The 17109-nt window shown below is 58.2% G+C and carries 12 protein-coding genes; 7 read left to right on the forward strand and 5 right to left on the reverse strand.

Annotation, left to right across the window (positions count from 1 at the left end; translation table 11 throughout):
• Nucleotides 1-215: 215 nt before the first annotated feature.
• A complete protein-coding gene (locus tag IEX24_RS04805) occupies nucleotides 216-1439 on the reverse strand; it encodes an alpha/beta hydrolase family protein (RefSeq protein WP_188674667.1) in 1224 nt (407 codons plus the stop codon).
• 103 nt (nucleotides 1440-1542) lie between these two features.
• Between IEX24_RS04805 and IEX24_RS04810 the strand changes: the two genes are divergently transcribed.
• From IEX24_RS04810 to IEX24_RS04830, 4 genes are all read left to right on the forward strand, one after another.
• On the forward strand, nucleotides 1543-2163 hold the full coding sequence (locus IEX24_RS04810) for a TetR/AcrR family transcriptional regulator (protein WP_188674669.1): 621 nt from the start codon (nucleotides 1543-1545) through the stop codon (nucleotides 2161-2163).
• A 30-nt stretch (nucleotides 2164-2193) separates the two neighbouring features.
• The gene (locus tag IEX24_RS04815; RefSeq protein WP_188674672.1) at nucleotides 2194-2412 is read left to right on the forward strand and encodes an SRPBCC family protein; all 219 of its coding nucleotides are present in this window, start codon (nucleotides 2194-2196) and stop codon (nucleotides 2410-2412) included.
• A 233-nt stretch (nucleotides 2413-2645) separates the two neighbouring features.
• Nucleotides 2646-3488, forward strand: a complete 843-nt coding sequence (locus tag IEX24_RS04820) for an MBL fold metallo-hydrolase (protein WP_188674675.1) — start codon at nucleotides 2646-2648, stop codon at nucleotides 3486-3488.
• A 935-nt stretch (nucleotides 3489-4423) separates the two neighbouring features.
• A complete protein-coding gene (locus tag IEX24_RS04830; RefSeq protein WP_188674678.1) occupies nucleotides 4424-5326 on the forward strand; it encodes a hypothetical protein in 903 nt (300 codons plus the stop codon).
• Between the two features lie 357 nt (nucleotides 5327-5683).
• Here IEX24_RS04830 and IEX24_RS04835 read toward each other — a convergent pair whose 3' ends face one another.
• The gene (locus IEX24_RS04835) at nucleotides 5684-6421 is read right to left on the reverse strand and encodes a S1 family peptidase (protein ID WP_188674681.1); all 738 of its coding nucleotides are present in this window, start codon (nucleotides 6419-6421) and stop codon (nucleotides 5684-5686) included.
• A gap of 574 nt (nucleotides 6422-6995) precedes the next feature.
• On the opposite strand from IEX24_RS04835, the gene IEX24_RS04840 reads away from it, so the two are divergent.
• Entirely contained in the window at nucleotides 6996-8423 is a 1428-nt protein-coding gene (locus tag IEX24_RS04840; RefSeq protein ID WP_188674683.1) for a methyltransferase, read from the forward strand.
• Here the strand turns inward: IEX24_RS04840 and IEX24_RS04845 are convergent.
• The 3 genes from IEX24_RS04845 to IEX24_RS04855 are packed head-to-tail and all read right to left on the reverse strand — an operon-like array spanning nucleotide 8420 to nucleotide 12500.
• Entirely contained in the window at nucleotides 8420-9187 is a 768-nt protein-coding gene (locus tag IEX24_RS04845; RefSeq protein WP_188674686.1) for a protein NO VEIN domain-containing protein, read from the reverse strand. The genes IEX24_RS04840 and IEX24_RS04845 overlap by 4 nt on opposite strands.
• Before the next feature lie 8 nt (nucleotides 9188-9195).
• Nucleotides 9196-11070, reverse strand: coding sequence for an SNF2-related protein (locus tag IEX24_RS04850; RefSeq protein WP_188674689.1), 1875 nt, complete (start codon nucleotides 11068-11070; stop codon nucleotides 9196-9198).
• The gene (locus IEX24_RS04855; protein ID WP_188674693.1) at nucleotides 11067-12500 is read right to left on the reverse strand and encodes a hypothetical protein; all 1434 of its coding nucleotides are present in this window, start codon (nucleotides 12498-12500) and stop codon (nucleotides 11067-11069) included. The genes IEX24_RS04850 and IEX24_RS04855 overlap by 4 nt, the downstream gene beginning before the upstream one ends.
• 549 nt (nucleotides 12501-13049) lie before the next feature.
• On the opposite strand from IEX24_RS04855, the gene IEX24_RS04860 reads away from it, so the two are divergent.
• Together IEX24_RS04860 and IEX24_RS04865 are read left to right on the forward strand one after the other, a co-directional pair.
• A complete protein-coding gene (locus IEX24_RS04860) occupies nucleotides 13050-14435 on the forward strand; it encodes a hypothetical protein (protein ID WP_188674695.1) in 1386 nt (461 codons plus the stop codon).
• A gap of 153 nt (nucleotides 14436-14588) precedes the next feature.
• Entirely contained in the window at nucleotides 14589-17096 is a 2508-nt protein-coding gene (locus tag IEX24_RS04865) for a helicase C-terminal domain-containing protein (RefSeq protein ID WP_188674701.1), read from the forward strand.
• Nucleotides 17097-17109 lie beyond the last annotated feature (13 nt).

Consider the following 17109-nt stretch of genomic DNA (forward strand, 5'->3'; position numbering starts at 1 on the left):
CAGACTACGAGGCGCATGCCCGTTCTCTCTACAGATGCTTATGCCAATAACCATCCGTATGGAGCCTTGTTTGCGACGATTGGTCAGACAGGAGGCTGGCTAAGCGCAATTGTTATTCTGCCAAAGAGAGTCGTGACGGCGTGTCGCGCTCGATCGGTGCCGAAACGCTGGCAGCCAAGATATTGCTCGACATAGCGAACGCTTCACCATCGGAGTCAGGCGCTGACCGACTGTGCCGCGTTGTCGGTCAGCACAGAGTCGAGCCAGGCGAAGACCTCCTGGTGAAAGAGGGTGCGGGCGCCGCTTTCGCAGTGCGCGCCCGCGCCGTCGGCAGCCATGAACTGCACGTACTTCTTAGGGCAGTCGAGCGCCTCGAAGAGGCGGGGTGCATTCACGCTGAGGTCGTCACCCTCGGCCGAGCAGACGAATGTGGAGCACGCGATCAGACCCTCACGGCCCTTCAGCGAGTACTCGGGCGCCATTCGAAAGTACTCGAGCGGGTCGGTCAAGCCGTGCACCATCAGGTTGCGCCGCAGCGCCCAGCCCGCAGTCGGCTTCTTCATCACGCCGGCGAGCACAGTGCCGAGCAGGCGCAACAGCGCCGGGTTACCGTCGGGCAGTTGCTTGGCGAGCACTCCCGGCAGGCGACTCGCGCTGGCGTCGAAGAGGTCGTACGGGCCGCAGTCAGAGACGCACGCCGCCAGGCGATGCTCAACGCTCGCGGCCCGCGGGGCGAGGTAGCCACCGAAACTCAGCCCCATCAAGACGAGGCGATGTGGATGCACGCCAGCGAGCTCGAGCGCGAAGTTCACCACCGGGGTGACGACCGCCTCCCAATCGGGCCGAAAGACAACGCCGCGATCGATCAGCATCGCTCCCTGCCCCGGGCCGTCGAAGGCCAGCACGTTGTACCCGCGCTGCAACGCGGCTGCGCCATTAGTGAAGTACAGCTCTTCGGCCGTACCGTCATACCCGTTGACAAGTATGAGTGTGGGGCGAAGCGCAGCATCCTGAGCCGCCCGAAAGAAGTACCCCGGCAACGAGCCATTCTCGTATGGAATCTCCACAATCTGCGGTGGAATGTCTAACAACGCGGCGCCAGCACGAAAGTTTTCGACTTCTCGCGCGTGCGCTTCGACCAGTCGCGAATCCAGCGGGGCTCCCATAGTGAACAGTCCCGCCGTTCTGAAGTAGTTCGACGCGCGAAAGTAGGCGCTTCTCGCGCTGATTCGATCACCCGCCGCCAGGCTCATCTGTGCACGGTCGTGCAGCTTCGCTGCCGTCGCCGACCACTGATCGTGCCACGCGTCGAGATCAGTACCGTGAATTCGCGAGGCGATAGCCGCACACTCGCCGAAATCTGCGCCGCCATACGGTGCGTAGCCGAGGGCTCGAACAAGCTGCGCCTCGAACAAGTCGTCTTTCATCAGCCGGGCCATGCTCGCTTCTCCTGTAAACTAACGCGCGTAAACTAACTTGTGTAAGACTATAGAACATAAGCTAACGACTGTAAAGTGATGCGCAACATGACAGGCACCCGGCATGACTGACACCGCACGAAAACGCAACCCGCGCGGCAGCGGAGATCTACTGCGTGAAGAGATCCTCGTCGCCGCCATCACCCTCATCGACACCACCGACGACACGAACGCACTCACCCTGCGGGGGGTTGCACGGCAGGCTTCCATCAGCGCGCCCTCGATCTATTCGCACTTCGACAATCTCACCCTGCTCGTCGAAGCGGTGCTGCAGAGCAGCTTTCACGAACTCGCCGAATCCGTCAGAACGGCCATGGCGGCCGAGCAGCAACCCGCCGCCAAACTCCTCGCCGCGGGGCGGGCCTACGTCGACTTCGGCTGGCAGCACAAAGCCCGGTATCGACTGATGTTCGCCGAGACCGGCTACGCCGAAAACGCAGTGGAAACCTTTGCACTCGTCGCAGAGTCGCTTCAACGCTGCATCGACGCCGGCATCAGCGGGAGTACAGATGCCCGCGCAGACACCTGGATCGTCTGGGCCGCCCTGCACGGCGTCGCCACTCTCGACAAACCCGCGCGCGCCGACTACCTGAGGCTCGGAGCGCTCGACCGGCCAGCACTACTCGAGACGATCATTCGCCGGCTCACGCTCATCCACGGACCGCCTGCCCTAGCAAAGTTGTAACGGTTGCTCTAGAGTAACCGTTACTCAAAAATGACCATTCATTCGTCGGCGCATCGAGTCGCCTTCGAACTCTTCACTTCCCCCATCGGTGAATGGTGGCCCGTAGCCACCAACAGTGTCTATCAAGGCACGGTGGTGCACCTGATCCACACCGGCTGGCAACGCCTTGGCGACGGCGAGCAGCAGTCGAGAGGCTACGCAGAGGGCTGGCCGCAGGTTATGAACGACTACGCGAGGCTTTTCGCGTAGCGCGTCACCGCCTGGTCAGAGGTCGCCTGTAGCGTCGCAGCCGAATGGATGCTCGAGAGAAAGACACCTCGATGAGTGACGACTTGCCGACGCTGCAGTTCGAGCGCCGCCTGAAAAGTCTCGCCCTCTAACTTTGCCGTTAGAGAGACAGATTTTCGATAATCTACGCCTCGCTGCACTACTCTGGGCATGCCCCGAAAGCACGCATCCTCAACGTCGAGACGAGAGTCGCTATGGCACAGAAGCAGTACGCAACCCGCTCGCTCGGCGAGTACACGGTGACAACGGTCTACGACGGGTTTGCCCTTGCCCCGGCAGCCACACTGGTGACCGAAGACACGGGGCTCAACCTGGCAAACCAATGGCACGTGTTTCGACAGACGCGCAAACTTCTCATGCGGGCCGACGTGCTGATGTTCGTGGTCGATACCGGCGACGAGAGGGTACTCATCGACGCCGGCGCTGGGCGACTGCTCGGCCCCACGATGGGGTCTGGCTTGAAGAATCTCGCGGCGGCGGGCCACGACCCGGCTGACATCACGAAGATTCTCATCAGCCACCCGCATCCAGACCACATCGGCGGAATTTCAGTTCGAGGGCAGATCGCTTACCCGAATGCGCACGTTTATGTCGAGGCCGACGATCACGCGTATTGGACCGCTCCGGAGAACACCTATCGCAAGCTCGGCGAAGTTCTTGCGCCGTATGTGTCGCTCGGGCGAGTCCAGCTATTCCGAGCCGGTGACGAGTTCGCGAAAGGCGTTCGCGCGGTGGCGCTGCCCGGCCACACCGTCGGGCATGCGGGTTTCGAAGTGCAATCCCTTGGCCAATCGGCTCTGTTCTGGGGTGACATCATCCACGACTACACGTACCAGCTTGCTCACCCCGACCGAACGCTCGTACTACGTGACTTCGACAAAACCCGGGTCGCCGAAGAGGTGGCGATGCAGCAGAAGATGCTCGCCGAGGTCAGTGCGAGCCATCTGCTGGTCATCGCGCCTCACGCTCCGTTTCCTGGCGCCGGCTATGTCGACGCTAACCCCGACGGCACTTACGCCTGGCGGCAAGCCGCCTGATCGCGACCCGATTTCGAATCTTGATGCCATCGCGACTCAACCCTCGGCTTCGACGCGGCGTGCGGCTGACGTTGCCAGCAGCGACTCCGCGATCAGTTGTGCCGCCCGTGCAGCACCGATGTGGGTGGGTTCGATGACTTCTGCATCGTCTTGCAACCATGTGCGCGCCGCCTCGGCACAAGGCTCGACGTATTCAGGTCGAAAAGCTGACGGGCCCAGAACCTGATCGTTCAAGATCCGCTCGCGTAGCTCTCTCGACCACGAGCGGACGCCAGGGATCCGAGTGCTGGAAGTTGGTGGTCGGCGGCAGGCCCGGCTTGATGTCCATGAGAACCTCGCCGACCTTTTCCGCGTCAAGGATGCGGGCGTCGGGCAGTAACCGCTGCCAGGCCCCTACGTTGCCAGGTATTTCGACTCATCGGTAACCAATGTCGCGACTCTTGACAACGGTGCCCCTAGCGGGAGCCCTCTCGAATTGTGGGACCCCTGTTATTTCGCTGATTCAGCTACTCAATTCAGGCCAGATAGCCAGAATACTGACACAACTCCCCCGCGACAATCGCGATGGGTCAGTGCCACAGAAGCGGCTGAATGCTGACGAGATTCAACTACTCGTTGCGGACTATGAGGCTGGTGAGGGGTCTATCTATGTACTTGCTGCGCGGTATGGCGTGCACCGACAGACCATAGCAAAACACCTAAAGAATCGAGGATGTGCGCTGGGAGCGCGACCGCTCTCGAGTTACGAACTCGCGAGAATCAGGCAGCTTGCGGAAGATGGCTGGAGCCCAAATCGAATTGGGATTGTGCTCGGGCGAGACCCGAAAACAGTACGGAAGGGGCTCGAGTCGCTCATTTCGGAGTTTTCGAGAGACGATGGTTAGGGTGTTGAAGCTCTTGCGAATTGAAGTGCAAGCATAGCGAGCTTCCAAATGATGACAGTTGATTTGAACACGTCACCGATCCAAAATCGCCTCGAGCAAGGTTGGAAACCAAGAGGCAATTGGCAAAAATTAGAACAGGGAGTCACGATGTCCGGCTATCTCGACTCACACTCGGTGTCCGCCGAGTATGTGTTCTGGCAACGCGACGAGGAAGAGGTTCGTGCTTACCTAGTCTCGACCAACAAGGGCATGGGCGCTTGGTTCGACCAGGAATGGGAAGAAGCAGAAGATCACGCGAACGAGATCTTTGACCCGGATTATCACGGCGCGGACCTTCCAGCAGTTCTATTTGAAAAGTCAGTTGGCGTGTATCCCAGCGACTATTTTTGGCAGCTTTCCAGCGCCACCATTAAGGACGCCTGCACTCTTTATGAGGTGTTTCTTGAACAGATGGCCAACGCGGTGCTTATTCGCTCACAGGCACGCCTCGCGAACCTCTCGACGGAAGATTCGTGGAGCTGGTCACAATGCGAACTCTTTTTTCGGCACTACATTGAGGTTGAGGTTAGGCCAGAGAAGATCCGCGCCGTGCTGTGGATTCGAAACAAACTCACACACCTTCGAGATCAATTGCGCACCGACGCCGGCAAAGCCGAGTTCGAAGCCCACATGACAACACTCGACATTTCCGGCCCACCAACTCCCGACGAGACCGAGCTGGGTCTAATCGAGCATCGCGCCTATATCGACAGCGCAATGCAACTCACTCAGCTGCAGACATTACGGGTTCTCGACGTCATCAGGGACCACATTGGAGTAGTTGCATTAGCCGCATTCTCTTTCGACTACGGACGATCGACCACTGAGTACTTGACAGCGTTGCGCAACCGATCACCGATCAGAATTCCAGATTTCCCATCTCAAAAGCTAATCACTTTCGTTGATCCGTCCTAACGACTCCCCCTTTACGTTCACCTAGTCTCCGGACTTTGTCCGCAATAGCATCTGGGCGGAGACCACTTGCGACTGGTCGGACGTACTCATGCGACGTCGCGGATCGGCCAATCTCGTGGAGTCAACGAGCGCAAGATAGTCACGCAGGATCCTCGAGCTGCATCCTACGTGTGTCACCCAGCCCGCGGCGGCGTAGCTCAGCTCAAGGCGGAACCCATCGTCATCGCACTAGGCTCACCGCCCCCCTGAAAGCCACCTCGATGTCTCAAGAATGATGGTGCAGCGAAGACGACTACATCTCGCGCAGGGCCGAGGAGCGATGCCCAAGATGTGCGCTAGCCACAGTGCATCCTTCTGTTACGAGAAAACTGAGCCCGGAACGCCACCGTCTATCACCTCCAAGATCGTCTTGGCGTGCCACACAAATCCGAGATCAGAATCGCTCGAAACCCGACCGGAATAGATTCCGACTAGCTGAGTCGTATCCTCGGGGGCTACCGAGTACAGGCCTTCCCGGCCGACCGGATTGTACATTCGACCAGCTGGATTGAGGTAGACCGGGGATCCGGACATTCCGGGGCGCGTGCGGCTATCCACCAGAAATCGCGGAAGACCGTCTATCGGCAAATGAAACTCGCTGGCGATGGTCCCTTGGACCCACACTCCAACACCGGTTGCCCCTCCGTTTCGCCCAAATGGATAGCCAACGATCATCACGCGATCAGGAACGGCAGGAGTGAATCGGTACTCGCTGTCATCGATAACTGGCGGGCGCTGCATGTTCAGGGCGTGAGCAAGCGAGACGGCCTCGTCGGCCAGGCAAAGTGCACTTACATCGATGTCGGCGCCTCCGTCCGGATGCTCGATCCACGTCGCGTCGAGTTCTGAGGTTATGAGTTGCATCGTGGAAGTCTGCTTGACCAATACGCCTTCGTCGTCTTGTGTAGTCGCTGTAATCCGTATCGAGGTCGGATTTACTCTCCTCTTCGGATCTAAGTACTCGTTCGATCCCGGTTTGCGACCAGAAAGCACATGCCGGTTTGTAATCAAAAAGCGACCCCGTGGGGACACCACGATGAATCCGGTGCCAGTCATCAGCAAGACATCTTCGAATAGCGTTTCCAGAAAGCATGATTCTAAAGAGACTCCATTTATCACGCCCCGACACTACTCGGTGCTCGGACGGCGCAGTCGAGATTGGCCCCGACCGTGCGCGGGTCGGGGGCGGGCCCAACCGCTCCAACACGCACCGGAGCGGTTGCATCCAGGCACGAGGTCAGCCCTTTTGAGGGTCGAAAGCGCGTTGAAAAGAGGAGCACCAGGACGCCACCCTTCACTGGATTCGGCATCGTCGGGCGTGCACGGTAAGACTAGGGGGATGCCTTCTTCATTGCCAGCCGCTCTCGAACGCTGGTTGCGCGCTCCTGACCATGCCGAGGTGCCCTTGGCCTGGGTCCCGGGGTTGGATTTGGCGGAGCGGCAAGCACTCGGAGCCGCGGGCGGAATCGCCAGAGAACTTCTCCCCCCGAGGACAGTAACGGCGCTTCCTGCCGATGTTCGAGACTGGATGGTGTCAGGCCCGTCACCCGACGCGGGAGACCTCGCGGAGTACCGTGCAGTACTTGAGGCTGATGCGGACGGTGGCCTTGCGGGCCTTTATTCCACGATCGTGAAGCGAGCACACCGTCGTCAACTTGGAACATTCTTCACTCCGACAGCGGAAGTGAAGTTCATGCTGGACCTGTGGGACGAGATTGAAGAATCGTCACCCGATGTGGTTATCGATGTCGGGGCCGGGGTGGGTGTCTTCACCGCAGAGGCGGCAAAACGCTGGCCCCAGGCTAAAGTCGTCGCAGTAGACATAAACCCGGTAACCCTCGGGCTTCTCGCCGTTCGGCTTTTCTCTGATTCGGTCACCGATTCAGCGAAGGACTTCGAGGCCCGCGTCACGTTGGTGCGCGAAGACTTCACGACTTGGTTTGTATCCGGGCGTGCGCCGGAACCTGGGCGCCGCCTCGTTCTCGGAAATCCGCCCTATACCCGCGCACAGCTTCTCGAACTTGCTGAGCGAGAACGTCTCCATGAACTAACCGACGGTCTCTGTGGGTCGAGGGCGAGCTTGTCGACCGTGATCACGGCCCTCACTCTGCAGCGCCTTGCGCCGAGCGATGGGCTGAGCTTGCTCCTTCCGGCGCAGTGGCTTGAGTCACAATATGCTCGCAAATTGCGCTCGAGACTGTGGAACGAACAGCGCCGTAGCGTGGAACTTCGTCTGGTTGAGTCGGAAGATCTTTTCGGCGGTGCCCAGGTTGACGCCGTGGCGCTGCTTGTAGGGGCGGAGCGCGACACCCCTCGTCCGTTTCGCATCGGAAAGTGGCGTGAGCCGGAACTCGAGGAACTCGACCGCACTGAGCCGGTCCCTGATTCCTGGCGTCAAGCTTTCGATCACTCTCCGATGCTCGAGCCGCAAACCATCCTGAAAGAGCAATTCGTACTATCCGACCTCGCCGAGGTCCATCGCGGTGTGGCAACGGGCGCAAATGCAACTTTCGTCCTTGATGAGACGGTCGCTCTAGGACTTCCCGTAGACGCAACAAGGCGAGTCGTAACACGGCTCGTCGACCTACCCGACGATCTTGACAGCGCGGCACTCTCTTCGGCATCCGATCGCGCGATTGGATGGCTGCTCACAGCAACTAAGCTGCACGTTGAACAATCAGCGGCGCTAAGAGCGCTCATAAAAAACGCCGAAGAAAACGAGATCCACACGCGCGTCCTCTGCCAGCGTCGAAGCGACTGGTTCGATTTGACCGCTGAAGTACGTTGCCCAGACGTCATCATTGGCGCAATGACACAAAAGCGGTTCAAACTTGTGAACAACTCGATTGGTGCGACGCTGACCAACAACCTGTATGGCATCACATGGATGCGAACGACAACTTCTAAGCAACGGCGCGACGTACTGAGGTGGCTTCGAACCGACGAGGGACAGCAGGCACTAACGGGCGTGGCCCGGCGTCAGGGTGCTGGCCTCATCAAGCTTGAACCCGGCGGACTTCGCAGGTTACCGTTACCGTCGGAAATCGTTTCTGGCTAAAGCACTGCCGAGGGAACACTGGACATCAGCGCGCTCCTCGGCAGATTGACAAGAGCTTCTGTCCACCGCCCGTTCCCGTCGTCCGGTACGTATCGCTCAAATTCCGAAGCACGGCACCAGCCCAATATCGTCGCAGTCTCACCATCGAAGCCGCAAGCCACCATGGCCCACTGCCGAGAGTTTCGTCGGCCAACCTCGTACTCGTTGCGCGACAGAAAGAAACGGAAAGTCTTGCTTGAATTGCTCATCGATGTCTTGACTTCAAGCATTCGCGGACCTGTTCCAATCGTAGGAGCGCTGACGTCATAACCGAACCGATCACTTACTAAGCTGACCCGGCGCACCTGAGCAACGATCTCGTAGTGCCCAAGCGCGCGAAGTTCATCGACGCACCACGCGACTACCGCTTCCTCGCCCAACGCTCCTACTATCTCTCGAACATCGACTCCGTCGATCACGGTGTCCGACGCTGTAGAAGCGGCGAGTAATGTTGAAAGGAGTGGCTCGGCCGCCGGGTCAGGGAGCGCCAGAAGTTCACGTAAGTTCTCACTTCGGTGAACTCGCCCGTTTGAGACGACGACGAGGCCGTGCTCAACGAGCAGAGAAAGAGCGTTGTCCAGGTCGAGGCGAGGGAATCGACCTAAAGTCACGGCGTTTCGGAAGACCAAGTCGAGCGTCGCAGACCCCGTACCACCTTCGTCGACCGCTCGCACGACCCACAACGCGGCACTGATCTGAAAGTCCGAGATCGATAGCGAGCCCATATCAGTCTTCAGTTACGTCGTCGCCCGAGCTCGGCGAGCACAGCCTCGAGGTCTGCACGGTCATCCAAAACGGCGGCCGGCTCTTCGTCGTCTGGAAGAGCTAATTCGACAAGGCGGTCGTCCGCCAGGAGCTGAGATAGCCGCTGAACCTTTTCTTCAACGCGGCGATCGACTCGCTCGTCGATACTCCCGATCGTCGAAAAAATGGTGAAGGTTGTTTGGGTGTCCTGAGGCAATCCAAGCCTGTGAATACGATCGAGCGACTGCAGATACTGACCAGCGTTGAACGTCCGGTCCAGGTAGATCGCATCATGGCATTCCATGTGTAGACTCACTCCCTCAGCAAGCGCAGCGGGGTTCGCAAGAAGCACTTTGCAGTTCGGATCACGACGGAAGCGTTCGATTTCCCGTTCACGAGTTCGAACTCCCTCAGGGGCATCGTCGGAGCTTGGCACGCCTCCGTAGACGATGGCGGGCTCGAGCGCAGCGAGCTGCTGTTCGAGGTCCAGCAAGTTGCCTGGAAAATTTGACCAGACCAAGGTCTTATTCCAAGTAGGCCTTCTGGAGTTTTCAGAAACCAGTCGGCATACCGCCTCGATCTTTGCCGAAATCTCATGATCGGCGTAGCGCTCAACCATCTCTGCGAGATGCGAACCCGCCGGAATCGCCAGAGGGGGGAATCTGTACGCCCGTGCTGCGTCCGCACTGGAGCGCAGTAGCCTCGGGCTCGAAGCGGCCTGTAGGAGATACATCGTGATCTCGCCCATCTGCGCAAACATGAGTTGATCGCCGCGGGATAGATCGAGCAATCCCGCATACCGGTTGAGCAGTGCGTCATAGATTTCTTGTTGGAGGGGATTCATCGGCAGCTGGACCCGACGGATGTCTGAGTCGGGAATATCGAGTTCGGTTTTAGTAGTCCGAACGAACAATGGAGTAATCGCTTCGTTTATAACTCTCATAGCCCGTGGTGCGGGCTGAGGCGCCATTGCCCAGTCCGGAATCCTTCTGCTCGCTCGACCCGAAGGCCAAAGGAAGTCCAAGAGGAACTTGAGATCGCGGGGGTGGTTTGGTGCTGGCGTTCCCGTCAACACATCCCGACGAACGACGTGCGGAGCCAGAGCGAGCAACGCACGTCCCCATTCGCCGCTGATACCACGCTTCGCTCGGTGTGCTTCGTCAAGGACTAAGTGGACATGGTGGCGCGATGCCCAAGAGATGAGATCGTCAATCGCTCCCGGAACTCGCTGATAATTGATCAGAATTACATCCGCGTTCGGGATTCCTTTCGATCGGACGCGCGCCACAGAAGGGGCGGGGGAAAGTACAGAAACGGCGTCTTCTTCCCAAGCGCCGAATGCGGAAAGCGGAGCAATTACAAGGAGCTTGTCCACTCGCCCTCGTGCCTGTTCGATTGCGTGCAGCGCGTAGGCGACGGTTGTCTTACCCGCACCCGGCACAGAAAAATTGGCACCGTGGTGGAGATGCATCAGCTTGTTCAGGTCACGGACCTGGAATTCTCGAAGTGTTCGAATCACCCGATAAAGCCCTCGAGCGAGCTCGTCAGATAAGTCGATCCCTCGCGCCGTGTCGGTAGCGTCGACGGTGTTTAGGAAGCTAATATCCCTGCCATCCTTGACGAGCAGCGCACGCACATTATCGTCCACTTCAAACGCGACATTTCGAGATCGCAGTGTCCCTGACAGCCGCTGTCGCGAGCGCAGGAACCCGTCTGCCGACACGCGAATCTCCGTACGAGCCAGATTACTGTCGCCACCGACGACCAACGCGATCTCGTTCCACGAATCGCCCGAAATTTCCGTGCCAGTGAGGACAACGCGAGCCGGACGCGACTCAAGACGAGCCCGGAGCTGGGCGGTCACTCGCCGTTCTCCTCGTCATTCGTGATTGGCACCTTGATGTCGGCAACGATGCTTAAGACTTCCTCGAGTCGCGATTGAACCAGATCTAATGTCGTTTTCAGATCATCAATCCTCGGGGAAAATTCAGGGTCATCGGCCACATCTTCCAGCGCCTCGACGAGGGACTTGAGGCTGCTGGCCGCCGAATCCGCGCTGCTCTGGGGGCGCACGAGCCGGTTGGCGTCTTTCTTGCGTTGAGCGGCGTTATTAAGGCCTTCCGCCACGCTACCGTGCATGACCCGCTTGATTTCTTGGCCGGTAAGGCTAGTACCGTCCGCCATCGCAAACTCGCGCTCGGGGTCCTGGGACGCCTTCACCACTAAGTCGAGCACACGTTGCGTAACGGAAGACGAGGCCGGTGTGGACTCGCTGCTATCGACATCTAGAAGATCTAAGCCTGCAGGCGCTGCTGCGGGGGCAGCCGTCTCGGTACTTGTTTCTTCAGCCGAAAGCGTCTGCGTAATCGAATCCCCGTCTCGTCCCGCCTCAGCGAGGTGGGGAACCAAGTCTCGCGTTATCCAATCACCTTTGGCTTTTCGAAGCTGGTGAACAGCAGAGTGTCCTGAAAAGTAAGCGATCAGCCATCCGCGAATATGTTCGTCCGCAGGTTCGCGTCCGTACAAGTTCTCAATGTCGCGCACCTCCTTCAACAAATCAATCCAGTTTTGCTGCTGGTCTTCGACCGTTACGAAGATCGAGAGCGGAAGTGGGTCTGCCGTCAACGAGCGCGACCGGTTCATCAGGACCAATACCTCGCGCAGCCGTTTGATGTCCGCAGCTTTGTCGACGCGGAGGCTCGCCGCGATCGATTCATCGGTCATACCGTTGTCATACAACGACTGAATCATCATGAGACGGGCGACAAGGTTGTATTCGTCCTTAAACTCCTTCTGCTGCTGGAGCACGCTTTCCAGGTCGAGCTCTTCTTTATTGTCTGTATCCCCCGGCAACACCGCGACACGAATCGTTGTCGAAGCGGGAATCTTGCCTTCCGCGACCAGACCCCGTAAGAGAACGCAGCGAGAGTTACCGTTGATGAGCTTGCCGCTCCGGGTGATAACGCCAGGCTGAGCCTGCCCCTGCGATTCGAGGCTGCCGCGAAGCCCATCAATATGGCGGTGCGATTTTCGCACGAGATCCGTGACAATCGCCTGCGCCTTCGGGGACTCGGGGTCTGTCTCCACGACGCCTCTGTCTGGGTGATCAGCCAGGAGCGGGGCAATCCGGAAACTTCTTGCGTTCAGAATAGGCACATCGAGCGGGAGTTCGATGACTTCAAAAGTTTGGAAATGACCACGAAACTGGAGACGCTCGGTTTCCGGGATGTCCGGACGCTGGCGCAGCTCGTCAATGGCCTTCTTTATGTGAAGCTCCCGGCTCGTACTGCTCACTCTGTTTCCCCTCATGGCGCCTGCACCCTTTTCACTCAGAGTAGCGACAGCTTCGGACATCAGAGCCCGATGTGACGTTTATCCTGTTGCTACTTCGTGTGCTCTTATTTACGCGCCAGCGATCAGCGCGATGATCGATGCCTCCGTTACAGGGATTCGAGGACCATTCGTTTCGCAAAGGCAGCGCTTCCGCTGTGGCCGAGGAACACTCTGCTCGCGTCGACCGCATCGAGCAACGTAATCGCTGCCGCGTCTTGCTGGTCGAGGAATCTGCCCTCTCTCGCCGCTGCGCCACTCGCGCCGGAGTAGGTTTTTACGGCGGGATTGGCGCCGGCCGTCAACAACCCGATTTGCCGAGCCAGTGTCATCTACTCTCTGTGGCGATTCAATCGGGTCGATATGCTTGCCTCCTCCCGGGATGACCGTCAGCCCATGCGACTCAATGGTGCCTGCGGTTCGATGAACGCGAACATCGAGTTTCATCAGTACACCGGCTTCTTCCGGGTGCACTCCAGCAAGAGATAGTTATCAGGGCGATTGGATTGGGCGATGGAGCATTTGTTACCTGAGGGCCGCGCGGTTATCGACGCCCTCGAACAATTAGGTCAGTCGCTGGGTTACGCGACTACTCGCGAGCATACGGTCGGGCGGTCGGCTGCCATAGATCTGTCCTGGACTGCCGCTGACTCAAACGATGTCCCTCTGTTCGTTTTTGAGGTCGAAAGCACCGCATCAGCGGGCCTCGCGAACAACGCGATGAAGATCTTTGGTTCCCCGTCGAAGTCACTTCCCAAGCCGTTGTTTTTCTTTCATCTGGTCGTCACGGCATCACCGACGAATGAGCGAATCCGAAACGCTCAACACACGTGGGGCAATTACAACTACCGCGTGTATCGGCTGTCCGAAGCCGCACAACGGCGCGATATGTTCGTTGAAATTCTCGGTCAACATCGTCGAGTGTCTAATCGCATCGATATCCTCTGGCTCGCGGAAGTCGCCGGGCACCCCTTCTGGGGTGGAATCGAAATGATTCCTGATGTTTTAGGCGAGATCTCTAACCTGCGGTTTGACACTTCCTACCTACATTCATTTGCATGCCTCGCGATTGCTCATCCGCACCTCCTGCCGTATTTCACGCGGCGGCTCAGAGAACTGGATTCCGGTGTCTGGGCTGCCGCAAGCCGCGAAGGCTACCGCGGGGGCCCCGGGGAATACATCCCGGGCCTGCTGGAATTGGCCATTCGCATTGCATCTGGAGACCTTCTGGACGCTGAAGGTCCAGAGGCGTTTGAGAAGTGGGCGCTGCGGACAGGGCAGTTCCCGAGAACAATCGACGCGGCATTCGGACTATCCAGAGACTACGACGGGTTCGTGCTAGGTATAGCACCGTTCCAGTACGCGCTGAGCATGGCAGCGTTGAGGAAGCAACCTCGGTCGCGCGCGTGGGTGATTACCGATATGTACCGCCTCCTCTTAGAAGAAAGCAACCAGGGTCTTAGCCCTAAGTTCCTTTTGCCTGGAACGACGTGGCTTGCTTTGATGATCGCCTTCGAAGCGGCACAACACCGCAATGATTCGGTTGTTGGCAAGGTTGACCTCGAGCAGATGTATCTGACGGCCTCAAAGATAGTCAGAGGTGCGGGCGGTATTCCCGGTAACTGGCTCCAATGTCCGCCTGACCCAGTCTCAGAGCTGGAGGATTTCAATGTTGCGCTTGATAGCGCCACGGAAGGCGCGCATTTGCCTTCGTTAGAGGATCTCGCGCGCCACGCGTCCCCTTCGGTCGGTGCCGATCAAGATTCTGCGACGGCTGAGGCGATTCGCTGGTGCCTAACAGCGCTGGTGTCTCTCGATGCCTATCAGGGCCCGATGAGCGGAATCGTCGCGTTAATGGGCCTTCAAATCCCTTCCACCGCTGAAGACCTAGCACCCTAACGCATCCGAGCGCGCTCCGGTCGCGATTGAACAGTCGGCGGCCCGGGTATCAGGGGCGCGCTGGCCGCCGCATCGATCACTCAAAACGTCAGCGATCAGTCGCACGATATTCGGGTACGCAGTACGGTGCTTCATGAGGAATAGGGGAATCGCGTGACAAGCATTTTCGAGAGCATCAACGCAGCAGATCCAGCGTCATCGACGCTGGACCCGAAGCGACTGTTCCGAGCACTACCCAAACCAAAGAATTCGAAGTACCAGTTTCCGCATGATATTCAAACTGAAGTTTGGGACATGTGGTTCCGTCGCCGCGACGAAGCCGACCTTATCTTGAAGATGAATACCGGAAGCGGGAAGACGGTGGTCGGGCTTGTGATTGCCAAGAGCTCGCTCAATGAAGACAAAGGCCCGGCGGTTTATCTCGTTCCTAACACCCAGCTGCAAGAACAGGTTGGAATCACAGCATCGGAATTGGGGATCGCCTGGACCGACGACCCTGCCGACCCCGCGTTCCGACAGAGCGAAGCAGTGCTGGTCGTTCCGGTCCACACCATGTACAACGGCCGAAGCAGGTTTCGGCTCGAGGGTCACGGAAACACCGTTCACGTCGGGACTGTAATAGTCGACGACGCCCACGCATGCATTCCAATCATTGAGGATCAGTTCTCTACAACACTCGCCGACACGACACCCGCCTATAAGGGTCTACTCAAGCGCTTCAACAGCGTCCTGAAGGAACAATCGCTCAGCGGCTGGACTTCGATCACGACGGGCAGCGAGACCCAGGCCGTCCCAATTCCCTACTGGGCATGGGCGAATGAACTGGCATCGAGCTATGCCCTCCTAAATGCCGTGACGGAAACGGACAGCAAGGACCATCAGTTCAAGTGGCCGTTGATGCGCAATCAGCTAGCGCTGTGTGACGTTGCGTTCACCTCCAAGGAAGTTGAGGTTCGACTTCCGTATCCGAATCTCGCTGTTATTCCGTCGTTCACCAACGCAGCTCGCCGTATCTATATGACTGCCACCCTGGCGGACGACGGCATCCTCGTGACGAAAATGGGAGTCGACCCGAATTGTGTGACGCGTCCGATCGCGCCATCATCGGCAAGTGACATCGGCGATCGAATCATTCTCACCCCCGTCGAAACCAGCCGAATGGTGACAATCGAGGACGTGAAGGCCAGCGCCGCCAACTGGGCAACGAGTCTCAATGTCGTCGTGATCGTGCCGTCCCGACATAGAGCGAACGAATGGCAACCGTACACGAGCGAAATACACGAGAAGACGACAATTAAGGCGATCGTGAAGCGCCTGAACACACAGCATGTTGGTCTCGTCGTGCTTATAGCTCGTTACGACGGCGTTGACCTTCCCGGTGATGCGTGCCGCGTTCTGATAATCGATGGATTGCCCGAGCGATATTCCCCGGCGGAACTGGTCGAAGCAGCCGCGATCGGCGGAACCGAGGTCATGAGCAGCCAGCAGACGCAACGAATCGAGCAGGGTATGGGTCGCGGCGTGCGAGCCACGGATGACTACTGTGCAGTAATTCTGCTCGACCCCCGCTTAGTCGGCCGGCTGTATTCGGCGGCTGACCTTCACCAGCTTTCACCGGGAACGCGCGCGCAATACGAATTGTCTGCGACGTTTGCGAAGAGTGGCCGTAGTAAGCCAATGTCTTTTTTCGCGGATGCTGTCGACGCCTTTCTTGCCCGCGACAGCGCATGGACCAACGCTAGTAAGGACGCGGTCGAAGGCCTGACCTATTCGAGTCTGAGTTCAGTGCAACCACTTCTGGTGGCTGAACGCGACGCCTTCCGAGAAGCGTGCGCGGAGCGTTACACGCAGGCGTTCGAACTCTTGCAAGCTCAATTTTCGAGCATCTCCAATGCGAGGTACAGAGGATGGATTAAGCAGCGAGCTGCGAGTTATCTTGAACTCGTTGATCCTGTGAAGGCTCGCGAAATTCAAGTGAAAGCCCGAATCGATAACAACTACATTTTGAAAGTGCCAACCAGCACAGCCGAGCCAAAGCTAAGTCATCTCGGGAATCAAGCGGACGCCGCAAGCGCCCACCTCGGGCAGTACGCGAAACCACGAGACTTGGAGGTCGTAGTCGACGGAATCCTCTTTGATCTCGTGCCCAGCACGGATAAGAACAGTCACAAGCGATTCGAGGCTGCCCTTGACATCGTGGGAAAGATGCTCGGATTCAATGCCTCGCGGCCAGATGCGACGACCGGAATCGGTCCGGATAATCTGTGGGCAATAGGTCAAGACTCATACTGGGTAATCGAGTGCAAGAGCGAAGCTGTTGCTTCTCAAGTCTCGCGCGAATACCTCGAGCAGCTGACACACTCTGCTGACTGGTTCGAGTCTCAATACGACATAAGCCAGCACCCCTATCTCCCGTTACTCATTCACCCGTCGCGCACCCCGATGTGGGACGCAGTCCCCCGTCAGACTGCGCGGGTTATGTCCTTTGACCTCCTGGCAGAGTTCCGGATTGCGGTTCGGGGGTACATCACCGCCTTGTGTTCAACCGACAGCTACCGAGACCCGTCGGAGATCAGCAAAAACCTGAATCACTTCGGTTTCGCGGCACGAGACCTGGCTAATCGTTGGACTCAAACTTTCCGAGCTCCCGCTAAACGCTAACCAACTTCGGGTT

Origin of the sequence: Subtercola lobariae (assembly GCF_014640255.1) — a bacterium.
Taxonomy (GTDB): Bacteria; Actinomycetota; Actinomycetes; order Actinomycetales; family Microbacteriaceae; genus Subtercola; species Subtercola lobariae.

Coding starts and splice junctions, on each gene's coding strand:
- IEX24_RS04805 (WP_188674667.1), bottom strand. CDS start 1,439: ATGGCCCGGCTGATGAAAGACGACTTGTTCGAGGCGCAGCTTGTTCGA.
- IEX24_RS04810 (WP_188674669.1), top strand. CDS start 1,543: ATGACTGACACCGCACGAAAACGCAACCCGCGCGGCAGCGGAGATCTA.
- IEX24_RS04815 (WP_188674672.1), top strand. CDS start 2,194: ATGACCATTCATTCGTCGGCGCATCGAGTCGCCTTCGAACTCTTCACT.
- IEX24_RS04820 (WP_188674675.1), top strand. CDS start 2,646: ATGGCACAGAAGCAGTACGCAACCCGCTCGCTCGGCGAGTACACGGTG.
- IEX24_RS04830 (WP_188674678.1), top strand. CDS start 4,424: ATGACAGTTGATTTGAACACGTCACCGATCCAAAATCGCCTCGAGCAA.
- IEX24_RS04835 (WP_188674681.1), bottom strand. CDS start 6,421: ATGACTGGCACCGGATTCATCGTGGTGTCCCCACGGGGTCGCTTTTTG.
- IEX24_RS04845 (WP_188674686.1), bottom strand. CDS start 9,187: ATGGGCTCGCTATCGATCTCGGACTTTCAGATCAGTGCCGCGTTGTGG.
- IEX24_RS04860 (WP_188674695.1), top strand. CDS start 13,050: ATGGAGCATTTGTTACCTGAGGGCCGCGCGGTTATCGACGCCCTCGAA.